Genomic DNA, 14,353 nt, shown 5'->3' with positions numbered 1-14,353 from the left:
TGAGTTAATCGGAAATAAAAAGGGAGTGAATATCTCACTCCCTTTATTCACTGATGAATTAACGGCTTCAGCCCATTGCGCTTTCGCGCAGTCGGGCTTTCAGCTTGTTATATTCGTCGATGACATACTGTTCTGCAGCGTGCTGATCCGCAATCGGCTCCACGCGTACGGCGCAGTATTTATACTCCGGCGTTTTGGTTATCGGGCTTAAGTTCTCCGTCACCAGCTCGTTACAGGCGCCAATCCACCACTGGTAGGTCATATAGACCGCCCCTTTGTTCGGACGATCGCTGACCTGCGCACGGGTAATGATCCGGCCTTTGCGCGAATTCACCCACACCAGCGCTTCATCCTCAATGCCGAGGCGCTCAGCGTCGGCGGTGTTGATTTGCGCGTAGCCCGGTTCGTCCGCCAGCGCCGCCAGCGCGGCGCAGTTACCCGTCATCGAACGGCAGGAGTAGTGGCCCACTTCACGCACGGTGGAGAGCACCATCGGATACTCGTCGGTGAGTTTATCGATCGGCGCGACCCAGTCGCAGGTGAAGAACTGCGCCAGCCCGTTCGGGGTGTCGAACTTCTCTTTAAAGAGGTATGACGTCCCCTGGTCGGCTTCGGACTCATCCCGACACGGCCACTGGATGTATCCCAGCTCACCCATTTTTTCATAGGTTGCCCCATAAAAGTCCGGACACAGACTGCGCAGCTCGTCCCAGATCTCCTGAGTGTTGTTGTAGTGCATCGGGTAGCCCATGCGGGTGGCGATTTCGCTGATGATCTGCCAGTCGGTTTTCAGATCCCACTTCGGCTCGACCGCCTTAAAGAAGCGCTGGAAGCCGCGGTCCGCCGCCGTGTAGACGCCTTCATGCTCGCCCCAGGAGGTCGACGGTAAAATCACATCCGCCGCCGCCGCGGTTTTGGTCATGAAGATATCCTGGACAATCACCAGCTCCAGATCCTCAAACCCTTTGCGCACCGCAGACAGCTCGGCGTCGGTCTGGAGCGGATCTTCACCCATGATGTAGGCCGCACGCACTTCGCCGTGCGCCGCGCGGTGCGGCAGCTCGCTGATGCGATACCCGGTGTGTTCCGGCAGGCTTTCCACGCCCCAGGCCTTCGCGAATTTCTCGCGGTTTTCCGGGAACTTCACGTACTGGTAGCCCGGGTAGGTGTCCGGCAGCGCGCCCATATCGCAGGCGCCCTGAACGTTATTCTGCCCACGTACCGGGTTGACGCCGACGTGCGCTTTACCCAGATTGCCGGTCAGCATTGCGAGGCTTGTCAGAGAACGCACGGTTTCCACGCCCTGATAGAACTGGGTCACGCCCATTCCCCACAGGATGGCGGCGGTTTTCGCCCCGGCATACATCCGTGCCGCCTGGCGGATCTCCTGCGCGCTGACGCCGGTGATTGTTTCCACCGACTCTGGCGTATAGCCTTCGACAATTTTCCGATACTCTTCAAAACCTTCCGTACGGGTCGCGACAAACGCCTGGTCGTACAGGTTCTCCTCAATAATGACGTGCCCCATTGCGTTCAACAGCGCGATGTTCGAGCCGTTTTTCAACGCGATGTGCATATCCGCAATGCGCGCGGTTTCAATTTTGCGCGGATCGCAGACGATGATTTTCGCCCCGTTCTGCTTAGCGCGAATAACGTGGTTCGCGACGATAGGGTGAGAATCCGCCGGGTTATAACCAAAGATGAAGACGAGATCGGTGTTATCTATCTCGTTGATGGCATTACTCATTGCGCCGTTACCGACCGACTGGTGCAGACCTGCAACCGATGGGCCGTGTCAAACGCGAGCGCAGCAGTCGACGTTATTGGTTCCAATAACGGCGCGCGCGAATTTTTGCATCACATAGTTGGTTTCATTCCCCGTCCCGCGTGAAGAGCCGGTGGTCTGAATTGCATCCGGGCCATACTTGGCCTTGATGGCGCTCAGACGCGTGGCGACGTAATCCAGCGCCTCGCTCCAGGAGACGGCTTCCAGCTTGCCGCCGCGCTCGCGGCGGATCATAGGGGTTTTCAGGCGCGGGGTGAGGATTTGGGTATCGTTAATAAAATCCCAGCCGTAGTAACCTTTCAGGCATAGCGTGCCCTGGTTGGTTTTCCCCTGTGCGGCCTCCGCCCGGACGATTTTGCCGTTATCGACCACCAGGTGGATCTTGCAACCTGAGGCACAATAAGGGCAAACCGTGACGACTTTTTTCATCAGTCTGCTCCAGTTAATCGAATCATTCGCACCCACTATGCAGCTTCTGTGCCATGTTTTTTGTATGGGTATACCCTGACTTTACGGTCCCTTCGCGGTGAAAACCCTGACAAAAAGCAGCCAATCGTCAAAATTGACGTGTCGACAGGGCAGCGGATGTGACATGGGTTGAATTTCCGTCACTGAAAAAACCATTTGACTGGAGCCGACGGCAGAATGGTTCAGACTTAACATAATCCCCTGACGGAAGCATACGATGAAACCGGCGATCCTGGTGGTTGATGACGATACGGCAGTCTGCGAACTGCTTCAGGACGTGCTGAGCGAGCACGTCTTTAGCGTGCTTGTCTGCCATAACGGCCAGGATGCACTGCGGCAGGTACAGCAGGAGCCGAATATCGCGCTGGTGCTGCTGGATATGATGCTGCCGGATATCAATGGCTTACAGGTTTTGCTGCAGCTGCAAAAGCAGCGCCCGGCGCTACCGGTGATCATGTTAACCGGGCTGGGTAGTGAGTCAGACGTGGTGGTGGGGCTGGAGATGGGGGCCGACGATTACATTGGCAAACCGTTCAACCCGCGCGTGGTGGTCGCCCGCGTTAAAGCGGTATTGCGCCGTACCGGCGTGCTGGCTGCGGAAGTCCCCGCAGCGCCCGTAGCGGGGATTGCTTTTAATGGATGGACGCTCGATACCACCCGCTGTGAGCTGAGCGATCCGCAGCGTAACCCTGTCCCCTTAACCCAGGGCGAGTACGGCCTGCTGCTGGCGCTTACGCAAAATGCCCGTCGGGTGCTGAGTCGTGACCAGCTGCTTGAGCTGACCCACAGCGAAAGCGCGGACGTGTTCGACCGCACGATTGACGTGTTGATCATGCGCCTGCGCCGGAAGATCGAGGCGAATCCGCATCAGCCTGCGCTCATTAAAACCATCCGTGGGCTGGGTTACGTGTTTGCCACCGACGTTTCCCATAGCGAGAAAGCAGCGTAATACTAAGGTTTTATCAGTCCCTCCGTTTTCAATGCGTAACCTTTCCACTCTGATTTTAGACGCCACAATGGCATCGATTTTCGTCCTGTTTCCGGGTCGAGAATTTCTGCAGTGTCATTATGAATGGCGGTGATCACCACAAAATGCGAATACTTTTCCCCTTCCAGAGGGATGATCATGGGTTGGTCAATCGTCAGTGGTTCATTAACGTCATATCGGAGGCCTTTTGCCTGAAAACCCATACGCTGAGCCGCATTTTTCAGATCGAGAAGGGAAAAACCTGTTTGCAGTTTCTCCGCTTCTGTCCCAGGCTCAGCGCGATAGATAATATCTGAGATGATATCGATCTCTCTGATCTCCAGTGAAAAGCGGGTATTTAGCAGGAGCGACAGCGCTGCTGGCCCGCATGAAAAATCGGTCGTCTGGCGAACAATCCCGTCTGTACGCAAGCGCATCCAGCCTTTCATGGTTGCGTTATAGGCCTGCGCATGGCAGGCCAGTAACAATAAACATGCCGCTGACCATTTCATCAGAAGTTCCTTGTCATGCTGACGCCGAACGTTGAACCCGTTGTCTCCAGTGGGAAGGAGACTTCAGGCGTAATACTGAAACGCGGTGATAGCAGATAAGAGAAATAAAATGCAAGCGATTCAGACTCCTGGCTGGTGCCTTTCATGGTACGCCCTTCGTATTTCATATTATCTGACCAGCTATAGGTAAATCTGCTGCCCAACGAACTGACATTATTGAGAGCGAAACCGGTGCCCAGGAATGCCGATGCGGTATCGCCTGCTTTAATTCGCTCCCCACCTTTACTGGTCTCAAACGTTTTTTCGTATGAGATACCGCCAAAAAAGGTTACGGGATCCGCAATCCGCACAAACGTCAGGGATGGCGTCAGGCTCCAGTATCCTTCGCTGTTATTCAGCGGCTGCTTCCAGGCGTCCAGGTCGGAGACGTATTTTTTGCGCCCGGTCGGCGTATTAACGGCAAGTGAGCCCGTCACGGATGGATGATCATTATTCTCTTTCAGTAGCAGATACTGGATACCGGCCGATATGTCGCCGATATGGCCCTGAGAGGTATCCCGGGTCCAGGCATTACTCGAAACATCTTCGATTTTTGTGTAGGTCCAGGGTACGTTCAACCAGACGCTAAGCCTGTCGGTAATACCGAATTTTGGCGAAACATAAAAATAAAGTTTTTTAATCGAATAACTGGAAACTTGATAAGGCCCCTGCTGCGGCAATGAGGACGTGGATTTCCATGTGCGGTATTTGAAACCAAAATCAACGTCAGTTTCCCCGTGATTAAGCAGAACCGTATAGTCGGAAAGATAACTAATGGGCGCGCTATACTCCTCCTGCTTTTTCTCTATATTAGCAATTCGACTATTATCTTTTCTGACGACGTCGAAATGGGTCACATCCGGGAAGGAAATGGGATAAACGTTATCCTTTCGCACAATGGATGCTGAATGATTGCTATCTGATTTAAGGAACCCCGTGATTCTGTCACCATTTTTAAACGTCACTGCATACTGCTTATCGGTGTCTATCGTTTTTATTTGATCAGCGCTGATCCGCAGACTTGAACCATAGGGTGTGCTAAAAACACACACACCATCTTTAAAGGAGACAATATCTCCAGTGATATTGTCTCCGTTGTTCAGTCTGAGAATGTCAGCATGCGCAATCGTAACAAATATAAATGGCGCAACGACGCCAGCCACTCTCGACATCATTTAAATCACCACTTTGTCATATTGATGTCGCGGTTCCATTTTGTCCAGCGCAGTGCCTGGTTCGATAAGGTCCCATCGGTGTTCACGACACGATAATACTCTTCAACAACCGATGATTTCGCTGCTTCGAAACGGCCTTCAGTACTGCGCGCGTAGCGCCACACATCACCAACGACCGAATATTTTTTACCATCGCCGGTATCGGTAATCGTTGTCGGGCCGTTGACGAAGTCCTGGCTGTGCAATACGTAATTTCGACTATCTTCATCCACGCCGAAGTTATGAATCATATTCATATAGTGCATGCCAACAAAATTTGTTCCGGTGATGGTATCAAACCCTTCAAGAGGTTTTTTTATGCTGCCGGAGTCGGTCAACGTCAGACTGGAGTATTTCGGAAACTTTATCCCAGCCCAAGGGTTGGTTGGGGTTGTTGGTTTAGGTATTGGGAACACTGGGTTGGTAACAAGGCCGTTTCCTTTACCATTAATTTGCGATAGTTGCGTGTCACTTAATTCAGTTACTGCGGCATGTGTTATGCCGGAGAATAACAATGCCGTTAGCAGCATAATTCTATGCTTCATAGTTTTTCCTTATGGTAAATTAATGTTGTTATCCTGATGTGTATTCATCTTAAGGGTAAGTGAACATGACCGATGGATAACGCAAGGAAAAACGGCAGATGCGGCGTAAACTTTAAATATGATTAATATGAATGCTTGATAATTGATCAGCTTAAATTTTACGCATATATATTGCAGCAGAGATATAGCGCCGCTTGCAGGGTGATTTACGATAAAGTTATATTCCCCTTTACCCTTAATTCAGGTAGGGGCTGAATTATCCTCAAGATACGTTTTCAGCTCTTCCAGCGTTTTCGCGCCATCAATGGCATTTGCGCAAAGTAAGCTTGCTCGTGCACAGGCATGCGCCAGGGAAACGCTGCGCTTAAGGGGCCAACGTTCATGACAACCGAAAAGGAACCCGGCACAAAAGGCATCACCTGCCCCCACACTGCCAACAATTTCTTCCTGCCGCAGCGACTGGGATGGGATCCAGCGGCCTTCTTCGCCGCGTGCTTCACCCCATGCGCCTTCCGGACAATGGATCACCACCCGCTGACGCACGCCGGCCGCCAGCAGCTGCGCCGCGGCATCGGCGATATGGGCAACGTGCGGGGCGTCGTTTACATCACGCATTGTCAGGCCGCTAAACTCCCCAGCTTCCAGCTCGTTAATCACCAGATAATCAAGGTGGCGCAGGGCTGGGAGCACCAGCGGCTGATAGCGCGGGTCGCCCTTGCGGGAAACCAGATCGAGCGACGTTTCATACCCCTGGTCGCGCATCTGCGCCAGCAGGCGCGCGCTGCGGGTGCCAAACTCGTCATCGGGCATATCCAGGCTGTCGAGCAGCAGCAGGTAGCCGAGATGGAAGATCTTCATCGATCCGTCTAAGCGATCGAAGGCGGGAAGATCCAGCAGGCGGTTGGCGCCCGGCGAGTGGAAGAAGGTGCGCTGTCCGCTGGGATCGGTCATCACCTGCGACATGGAGGTCGGTGCAAAGGTGGTGCGCTGGACGCGCTGACGGTTGACGTGGTACTGGTCGAGCATCGCCAGAATGTAGTCCCCGTCGGCATCTTCACCAATCAGCCCCACCGCCTGCAGCGGCAGGCCAACGTGCATTTTTGCCAGCGTCAGCAGCACGTTGAGCGGCGCGCCGCCGGTTGAGCGTTCGCTGTGGGTGATTTCCGCCAGCCAGCCGCGCTCCGGCCACTGCACGATCTGGTGGACGTGATCCACCAGCATGTTGCCTGCGGCGATGATGCCTTTGCGTTCCATTATGCCTGCCCCGCGCTGCCGAAGATGCGCATCTGTTCGGCGACCGTATCGGTAATCGCCTCTTCTATCCCCAGCAGCAGCTCGGCAAATTCATCGTACAGCGGCTGGCGGTTCGCCATGCGCTGCTCCACGGCAGCGAGTGCAGCCTGCGACATGCCGGTGTAGAAGTTGATTTTATGAATGCCGAGCTCGATGGCGCGGCGGAAGTCGGCATCGCTAATCCCGGAGCCGCCGTGTAAAACCAGCGGCAGCCCCGTCTGCTGGCGAATGGCGTCCAGGCGTGGGAAATCGAGTTTCGGCTCGCCCTTGTATTTGCCGTGCGCGTTGCCGATGGCAACCGCCAGCGCGTCGATGCCGGTTGAATCGACAAACTCGCGCGCCAGCTGCGGGTCGGTAAAGAACGCTTCATCCGCATGACCGTACAGCGCGCCGCCTTCATCGCCACCGACCGCGCCCAGCTCCGCCTCCACCGACACGCCGACCGCGTGGCACATCTTCACCACCTCCCGCGTCTGGCGAATGTTCTCCTCATAGCTCAGCGTAGAGCCATCGAACATCACCGAGCTGAACCCTAAGCGCAGGGCGCGCACCACCGCCTCGAAATGCAGGCCGTGGTCGAGGTTGAGCACTACGGGAATATCGTGACGGGCGGCTTCGAACTTAACCGCTTCGACAAGCGAATCCAGGGAGACGTACTTAAAATGCACTTCGGCGATGTTGATGATAAACGGCGAGCGTTCCTGCTGCGCGGCGGCGAACAGCGCGCGCAGGAAGTGGGAGTCGAGCACGTTAAACGCGCCCAGCGCGTAGCGATGCGCCCTGGCGTGCTCCAGACCGTCGGCAAGAGAGATCAATGGCATCATTTACTCCTTATATCCGGAACAGGTTGTACTCGTTGCACAGCACCAGCAGCGCCGGTTCGTCTTCTTCGATGTTGTTATAGCGGGCAATGGGCTGCAAAAAGTGGTTGTCGTGCTCGTCGTCGTTTACCGATGACACTTCCCCAACCAGCACGTCGCCGAAGCCGCGTTCGCCCCAGAAGCTGTGGTACAGAGTGGGTGTCAGGCAGATGCTTTCCCCTGGTGTGAGGCGCAGCTGGCTGCCGGGCGCGTGGGTCTGACGGCAGCCGTCGACGGTGACCGTCACGTCGGTGTTTTCCGTCTCTTCATGCGCCCCTGCATTCCATAACTCAATAATCAGATTCCCGCCGCCCCGGTTGATGATGTCTTCCCGCTTGCGCCAGTGAAAATGCATCGGCGTCACCTGGCCGTCGCGCACGTGCATAATTTTTTCGGCATAGCACTTTTCATAAGGCACGCCGTTGGGCGAGCCGTTGCGCAGGGTAAACAGCGTCAGGCCCTCAGCGGCAAAGCTGTTGCCGCCGAACGCCGTCACGTCCCAGCCGAGCTTGAGGTCGAACACCTCCTGCCATGCGGCTTGGTCAAGCTGCTGCCATTTTGTGGGCGGGAAGCTGGCAAACGGCGGGAGGTGCACGTCGTGCATGGAAAAAAACTGTCGCGTGTGGCCGAGAATTTCATTGATGTCGGAGCGTTTCATGGGGACTCCTTGAAAACAGTTCCCTCTCCCTGCGGGAGAGGGAAAAGGATCATTTAACCGTCCAGCCCTTATACGTGCCGACGTTCTTTTTATCGATCATCGTCACCGGGATCAGCACCGGCGCTTTCGGCGCAGGTTTGCCCTGTAGAATGTCATAGCCGATCTCCACCGCTTTTGCCGCCATTACCTGCGGATCCTGCGCCGGGGTTGCGACAAACAGGGAGTTTTCGCGCTTCAGCGCTTCCTCACCGTCCGGAGAACCATCCACGCCGACGATAAAGAACTCGTTGCGCTGAGCCTGCTTCGCGGCCAGATCGGCACCGATCGCCGTCGGATCGTTAATCGCAAACACGCCGTCGATCTTCGGATTGGCCGCCAGCAGGGAGGTCATGACTTCCAGACCGCCTTCACGACTGCCCTTGGCGTTTTGGTTATCCGAGAGCACCTTGATATCCGGATGTTTTTTGAATTCCGTCTGGCAGCCTTCCACGCGGTTTTGCACCGCAGAGACCGGCGGTCCGTTGATGATCACCACGTTGCCTTTGCCTTTCAGGCGGTCGGTAATGTACTTACAGGCCATTTCGCCCGCCTGGGTGTTATCGGAGGTGATGGTCGCATCCGCCCCTTCCGCCGCCACGTCAACCGCAACGACCACGATCCCGGCGTCCTTCGCGCGCTTCACCGCCGGGCCGATCCCTTTGGAATCTGCGGCGTTGAGGATGATCATGTCCACCTTCGCGGCGATGAAGTTATCGATCTGCGCCACCTGCTGGCCCAGATCGTACCCGCTGGAGACCAGCGTCACCTTGACGTTATCGCCAGCCAGCTTGCGCGCTTCCAGCTCGGCACCTTTGGTGATCTGCACGAAGAACGGGTTAGCCAGGTCGCCCACCGTCACGCCGATGGACTTCAGATCTTTTGCCTGCGCAAACGGCGTTGCGGCAAGCAGCGCGCCAGCACAGAGCGCGGTCACTAACGGTTTCAAACGCATGTTGTTTTCCTCGAAGCTGTAGGGTTTTGTTGTTATGCACTTTGATGGTGTCGGGTACGGTATTTGTCGATCAGCACCGCTATGATGATCACCGCCCCTTTGATCACCAGCTGCCAGAAGTAGGAGACGCCCATCAGCGTCATGCCGTTATTGAGGGTGGCGATGATCAGCGCGCCTACCAGCGTGCCGGTGATCGTGCCGATCCCGCCGACGAAGCTGGTGCCGCCGAGGATCACCGCCGCAATCGCATCCAGCTCGTAGCCCGTGCCGAGGTTGCCGTTGGCGCTGTAGAGGCGCGAGGCGCTCATCACGCCGCCAAGCCCGGAGAGCAGGCCGCTCATGCCGTAGACAAACAGCAGAACCAGCCAGACCTTAATGCCCGTTAAGCGCGCCGCCTGCATGTTGCCGCCCACCGCGTAGATGTGAACGCCGAGCGTGGTGCGGCGCAGGATGAACCAGCACACCGCAATCACCGCAAGGGCAATGACAACCAGCCACGGAATCGGGCCGAGGTAGTTATTGCCGATCCACTCGAAGCTGATGCTGGAGTTAATGACCGTCGTGCCGTCCGCCAGCAGATACGCCGCGCCGCGCAGCGCCGTATAGGTGCCGAGCGTCACGATGAAGGGCGGCAGCCCTGCAAAGGCCACCAGCGCGCCGTTGAACAGGCCCAGCACCATGCCGAGCATCAGCGCGGCCGGAATGGAGAGCATCGCAAATTCAGGGATAAGCGAGACCACCATCGCCGCTACCGCCGTGGTGCCCAGAATCGAGCCCACGGAGAGGTCAATCCCGCCGGTTAAAATGATGAAGGTCATTCCCGCCGCCAGCACGATGTTGATCGACGCCTGACGGGTAATGTTGAGCAGATTGCTCTCGGTGAAGAAGTTCGGGGCGATAAAGCCAAATACCGCCACAATCAGGATAAGAATCGGCAGGATGCCGACCGTTTGCATCAGATCGCTCATCAGCATTTTTTTGGCGGAGGCGGATTTCGCCACCTGCTGCGGATGGGTAGGAGTTGTCATAATTACACCGCCTGATGATGTGTGTCGTTCACGCCGGTTGCCAGCGTCATGATGTTTTCCTGAGAGATATCGTGCCCGTGAAGCTCACCCGCGATGCTGCCTTCCCGCATCACGTACACCCGGTCGCTCATCCCCACCACTTCCGGCAGCTCGCTGGAGATCATCAGAATCGCCACCCCCTTGCGCGCCATCTGGTTCATGATGCGGTAGATCTCGCTTTTTGCGCCGACGTCCACGCCGCGCGTGGGTTCGTCCAGAATCAGAATGCGCGGGCCAATCGCTACCCAGCGGGAGATCAGCAGCTTTTGCTGATTGCCGCCGGACAGTCCGCCCGCGCGCACCTGCGAATGCGGTACGCGGATGTTGAGCAATGCAATGGCGTCATCGGAAATCGATTGGGCTTTTTTGCGGTTTAACATACCGAAGGTCGCGTCGCGCTCCAGCGTCGCCATGGTGATGTTCTCCTGCGCCGCCAGCTCCAGAAACAGCCCCTGCTCCTTGCGGTTTTCGGTGAGAAAACCGATGCCGTTCTCGATGGCCGCGCGCGGGGAGTGGATCACCACCGGCTCGCCGTCCACCTCAATCATCCCGCCCGTGGCTTTACGCACGCCGAAAACCAGCTGCGCCAGCTCGGAGCGTCCGGCCCCCACCAGTCCCGCCAGCCCGACGATTTCGCCGGAACGTACCTGCAGGCTGCACGGCTGTACTTTTTTACCGTCGGTGAGGTGGTGGACGTTGAGGCGCGGGCTGCCGAGGGGAATATCACGCTCTTTGTTGAACAGGTCGCTTAACGGGCGGCCCACCATCATGCGCACCAGCTCGGAGGCGTTCAGCTTGTCGCGCGTCAGGCTGCCGACGTACTGCCCGTCGCGCAGAACGCTGACGCGGTCAGAAAGTTCATACACTTCCGCCATGCGGTGGCTGATATAGATGATCGCCATCCCTTCATCGCGCAGGCGCAAAATAAGTTCAAACAGGCGGTGCGTTTCCCGCGAGGAGAGGGCGGCGGTGGGTTCATCCATCACCAGAATGCGGCTGTTGCGGTGCAGCGCGCGGGCTATTTCCACCTGCTGCTGCTCGGCGATGGTCAGCTTCATCACCAGGTCGGTGGCATTGAACTGCGCGCCGAGGCGCTCAATCACCGCCTGCGCCTGGGCGGCCATCTCTTTGCGCTGAACCATCCCACCGCGCGACAGCTCGCTGCCGAGAAAGATATTTTCGGCAACGGTCAGATTGGGCGCGAGCTGCATCTCCTGATATATCAGGGTAATGCCTGCGGCCAGCGCATCTTTCGGCCCTTTAATGTGAAACGGCTGACCGTCGATCAGGATCTCACCGCTGGTGGCGGTATAGGCTCCCGCGAGGATTTTCATCAGCGTGCTTTTTCCCGCGCCGTTTTCGCCCATCAGCGCGTGGATCTCTCCGGGAAAGACCGTCAAATCCACACCCTTGAGCGCGTGGAAACTGCCAAACGTTTTGGCAATGCTGCGCATCTCTAATACCGGGGTTCTGCTCATGGCGGATCTCCTGCGAATGCCGATATCTGCACTTCATCACAGGTGCGTAAATGCAAAATGTCAGAAGCTGTTCATATTTGTCATAGTTATGAATAGCTAATCGCCGTCACATTTCTCTTTTCCCTCTCCCCGTGGGAGAGGGCCAGGGTGAGGGCACCAAACCGCAGAGGAGCCTAAATCCATGCCATCACGCCGCCCGCCCTTTTTCGCCAGCGCCCGAGGCCGCCTGCTGATTTTTAATCTGCTGGTGGTCGCCGTGACGCTAATGGTGAGCGGCGTGGCGGTGCTCGGCTTTCGTCACGCCAGTCAAATCCAGGAGCAGGTTCAGCAGCAAACGCTGGATGACATGACCGGCAGCATGAACCTGGCCCGCGATACCGCCAACGTGGCGACGGCGGCGGTGCGGCTTTCGCAGGTCGTCGGGGCGCTGGAGTACAAAGGCGAAGCCGAGCGCCTGAAGCAGACGCAAATGGCGCTGCGCCGCTCGCTGGAACAGCTTGCGGAAGCGCCGCTGGCGCAGCAGGAGCCGGCGCTGGTGGCGCGTATTATTCAACGAAGCAATGAGCTACAGCAGAGCGTGACGGAGATGCTTGAGCGCGGCCAGCGGCGCCATCTGGAGCGTAACGCGCTGCTGAGCTCGCTGTATCAAAGCCAGAGCTACCTGCGTCATCTGCAGGACATCAACCGCCGTTACGACAGCAACGTGCCGGATGCGCAGCAGCTGATGGAGATGGACCGGCTGATCGCCGCCGCCATCGACACCCCTTCGCCGCGCGCGACCGTTCAGCAGCTGGACGCCGTGGCCGCTGCGCTGCCCCGGAGTGCCGTACAGCCGGTCGTGAAGGGGGTTCTGCCTGATTTTAATGCCGAGTTAGGCAAGCTCGCCCCGCTGTCGAAGCAGCTGGAAGAGAGCGACCTGGCGATAAGCTGGTATATGTTCCACATCAAGGCGCTGGTGGCGATCCTCAACAGCGACATTAATCAGTACGTCGGGCAGGTGGCGCAGGCCTCCCGGCTTCGCACGGCCCAGAGCCATCACGAGCTGCAGTCCATCAGCGTGTTTATCAGCATCTTCGCCGTGCTGGCGCTGATCATTACCGGGTGCGCCTGCTGGTATATCTACCGCAATCTGGCCTCTAACCTGACGGCGATTTCCCGGGCGATGTCGCGCCTTGCTCACGGCGAACAGGATGTCTCCGTTCCCGCCCTCCAGCGGCGCGATGAGCTGGGCGAGCTGGCGCGCGCGTTTAACGTGTTTGCCCGCAATACCGCCTCGCTTGAGCACACCACGCGCCTGCTGAAAGAGAAAACCACGCAGATGGAGATCGACCGCGTTGAGCGTCAGGGGCTGGAAGAGGCGCTGCTGCACAGCCAGAAGATGAAGGCGGTCGGACAGCTGACCGGCGGGCTGGCGCATGATTTTAACAACCTGCTGGCGGTGATCATCGGCAGCCTTGAGCTCACCGACCCCGAATCGAAAGACGCGCCGCGCATTACCCGGGCGCTGAAGGCGGCCGAGCGTGGTGCCTTACTGACGCAGCGCCTGCTGGCATTTTCCCGCAAGCAGTCCCTGATGCCGCATGCGGTAGAGATGCTGCCGCTGCTGGAGAACCTCCGGGAACTGATGCGCCACTCCCTGCCTGCCACCCTGGCTCTGGAGATTGAAGCGCAAACCCCGGCGTGGCCCGCGTGGATTGACGTTAGCCAGCTGGAAAACGCCATCATCAACCTGGTGATGAACGCGCGCGATGCGATGGAAGGGCAAAGCGGGGTGATTAAAATCCGGACCTGGAATCAGCGCGTCACCCGCAGCGACGGGCGCAGGCAGGATATGGTGGCGCTGGAGGTGATTGACCGCGGCAGCGGCATGTCGCAGGAGGTGAAATCCCGGGTCTTTGAGCCGTTCTTCACCACCAAGCAGACCGGAAGCGGGAGCGGATTAGGCCTGTCGATGGTCTACGGCTTTGTGCGTCAGTCCGGCGGCCGCGTGGAAATTGAAAGCGCGCCGGGGCAGGGAACGACCGTTCGGCTTCACCTCCCGCGCTCGGTGCTGCCTGCCGCGGCGGACGATGAAGCGCTGTCAGCCACCGCCTCCGTCGATAGCGAGCGGCTGGTCCTGGTGCTGGAAGATGAAGCCGATGTTCGGCAAACCCTGTGCGAGCAGCTGCATCAGCTCGGCTATCTGACGCTGGAAGCGGGCAACGGCGAGCAGGCGCTGAATATGCTGGAGGCTTCACCGGATATAGGCATGTTTATCAGCGACCTGATGCTGCCCGGCAGCCTCAGCGGCGCCGAGGTGATTAACCATGTGCGTAATCATTATCCGCAGCTTCCGGTGCTGCTGATCAGCGGCCAGGATCTACGGCCCGCGCATAACCCTCAGCTGCCGGACGTCCAGCTACTGCGTAAGCCGTTTACGCGGGTGCAGCTGGCGCAGGCGCTGCGCAAGGTCATGGTAATTTGAGATTCCTCCGC

Annotated in this window: 12 protein-coding genes; 2 read left to right on the top strand and 10 right to left on the bottom strand. The window is 57.4% G+C overall.

The genetic code is table 11. The features are described 5' to 3' along the window. Positions 1–67 precede the first annotated feature (67 nt). A complete protein-coding gene (gene fdhF / locus ACZ6J2_RS19230; protein ID WP_126331190.1) occupies positions 68–2,215 on the bottom strand; it encodes a formate dehydrogenase subunit alpha in 2,148 nt (715 codons plus the stop codon). Positions 2,216–2,471: 256 nt separating this feature from the next. Between fdhF and ACZ6J2_RS19225 the strand changes: the two genes are divergently transcribed. Continuing rightward, on the top strand, positions 2,472–3,203 hold the full coding sequence (locus tag ACZ6J2_RS19225) for a response regulator (protein WP_047646875.1): 732 nt from the start codon (positions 2,472–2,474) through the stop codon (positions 3,201–3,203). Positions 3,204–3,205: 2 nt separating this feature from the next. Here the strand turns inward: ACZ6J2_RS19225 and ACZ6J2_RS19220 are convergent, their stop codons facing one another. From ACZ6J2_RS19220 to ACZ6J2_RS19180, 9 genes are all read right to left on the bottom strand, one after another. After that, entirely contained in the window at positions 3,206–3,733 is a 528-nt protein-coding gene (locus ACZ6J2_RS19220; protein WP_471726454.1) for a C39 family peptidase, read from the bottom strand. Next, positions 3,733–4,935, bottom strand: coding sequence for a transporter (locus ACZ6J2_RS19215; RefSeq protein ID WP_471726453.1), 1,203 nt, complete (start codon positions 4,933–4,935; stop codon positions 3,733–3,735). Before ACZ6J2_RS19215 ends, ACZ6J2_RS19220 begins: the two co-directional genes overlap by 1 nt. A 17-nt stretch (positions 4,936–4,952) precedes the next feature. Beyond that, positions 4,953–5,531, bottom strand: coding sequence for a hypothetical protein (locus ACZ6J2_RS19210; protein ID WP_155279730.1), 579 nt, complete (start codon positions 5,529–5,531; stop codon positions 4,953–4,955). Positions 5,532–5,771: 240 nt separating this feature from the next. Further along, entirely contained in the window at positions 5,772–6,788 is a 1,017-nt protein-coding gene (locus ACZ6J2_RS19205) for a carbohydrate kinase family protein (protein WP_471726491.1), read from the bottom strand. Continuing rightward, the gene (locus ACZ6J2_RS19200) at positions 6,785–7,645 is read right to left on the bottom strand and encodes a ketose 1,6-bisphosphate aldolase (RefSeq protein WP_471726490.1); all 861 of its coding nucleotides are present in this window, start codon (positions 7,643–7,645) and stop codon (positions 6,785–6,787) included. The genes ACZ6J2_RS19205 and ACZ6J2_RS19200 overlap by 4 nt, the downstream gene beginning before the upstream one ends. A gap of 10 nt (positions 7,646–7,655) precedes the next feature. After that, positions 7,656–8,342 (bottom strand): D-lyxose/D-mannose isomerase, encoded by a 687-nt coding sequence (locus tag ACZ6J2_RS19195; RefSeq protein ID WP_032662557.1) that lies wholly within the window; start codon positions 8,340–8,342, stop codon positions 7,656–7,658. Between the two features lie 49 nt (positions 8,343–8,391). After that, positions 8,392–9,333 carry an ABC transporter substrate-binding protein gene (locus ACZ6J2_RS19190; protein WP_021242935.1) on the bottom strand — a complete coding sequence of 314 codons (942 nt, stop codon included), beginning with the start codon at positions 9,331–9,333 and terminating at the stop codon, positions 8,392–8,394. A 32-nt stretch (positions 9,334–9,365) separates the two neighbouring features. Further along, complete coding sequence (locus ACZ6J2_RS19185; protein WP_348559357.1) at positions 9,366–10,361, bottom strand: ABC transporter permease subunit; 996 nt, start codon at positions 10,359–10,361, stop codon at positions 9,366–9,368. Positions 10,362–10,363: 2 nt separating this feature from the next. Next, the gene (locus ACZ6J2_RS19180) at positions 10,364–11,878 is read right to left on the bottom strand and encodes a sugar ABC transporter ATP-binding protein (protein WP_471726452.1); all 1,515 of its coding nucleotides are present in this window, start codon (positions 11,876–11,878) and stop codon (positions 10,364–10,366) included. 181 nt (positions 11,879–12,059) lie between these two features. Here ACZ6J2_RS19180 and ACZ6J2_RS19175 point away from each other — a divergent pair, with 181 nt between their 5' ends. Beyond that, complete coding sequence (locus tag ACZ6J2_RS19175) at positions 12,060–14,342, top strand: ATP-binding protein (RefSeq protein WP_471726451.1); 2,283 nt, start codon at positions 12,060–12,062, stop codon at positions 14,340–14,342. Positions 14,343–14,353 lie beyond the last annotated feature (11 nt).

This window comes from Enterobacter sp. E14S (assembly GCF_055666685.1).
This window is presented reverse-complemented; position numbering and strand designations above follow the sequence as displayed.

Excerpts from the sequence above, each read along its gene's own strand:
- ACZ6J2_RS19200 (WP_471726490.1), bottom strand. The coding sequence starts at position 7,645 with ATGCCATTGATCTCTCTTGCCGACGGTCTGGAGCACGCCAGGGCGCAT.
- ACZ6J2_RS19180 (WP_471726452.1), bottom strand. The coding sequence starts at position 11,878 with ATGAGCAGAACCCCGGTATTAGAGATGCGCAGCATTGCCAAAACGTTT.
- ACZ6J2_RS19175 (WP_471726451.1), top strand. The coding sequence starts at position 12,060 with ATGCCATCACGCCGCCCGCCCTTTTTCGCCAGCGCCCGAGGCCGCCTG.
- ACZ6J2_RS19190 (WP_021242935.1), bottom strand. The coding sequence starts at position 9,333 with ATGCGTTTGAAACCGTTAGTGACCGCGCTCTGTGCTGGCGCGCTGCTT.
- ACZ6J2_RS19220 (WP_471726454.1), bottom strand. The coding sequence starts at position 3,733 with ATGAAATGGTCAGCGGCATGTTTATTGTTACTGGCCTGCCATGCGCAG.
- ACZ6J2_RS19185 (WP_348559357.1), bottom strand. The coding sequence starts at position 10,361 with ATGACAACTCCTACCCATCCGCAGCAGGTGGCGAAATCCGCCTCCGCC.
- ACZ6J2_RS19195 (WP_032662557.1), bottom strand. The coding sequence starts at position 8,342 with ATGAAACGCTCCGACATCAATGAAATTCTCGGCCACACGCGACAGTTT.
- ACZ6J2_RS19210 (WP_155279730.1), bottom strand. The coding sequence starts at position 5,531 with ATGAAGCATAGAATTATGCTGCTAACGGCATTGTTATTCTCCGGCATA.
- ACZ6J2_RS19225 (WP_047646875.1), top strand. The coding sequence starts at position 2,472 with ATGAAACCGGCGATCCTGGTGGTTGATGACGATACGGCAGTCTGCGAA.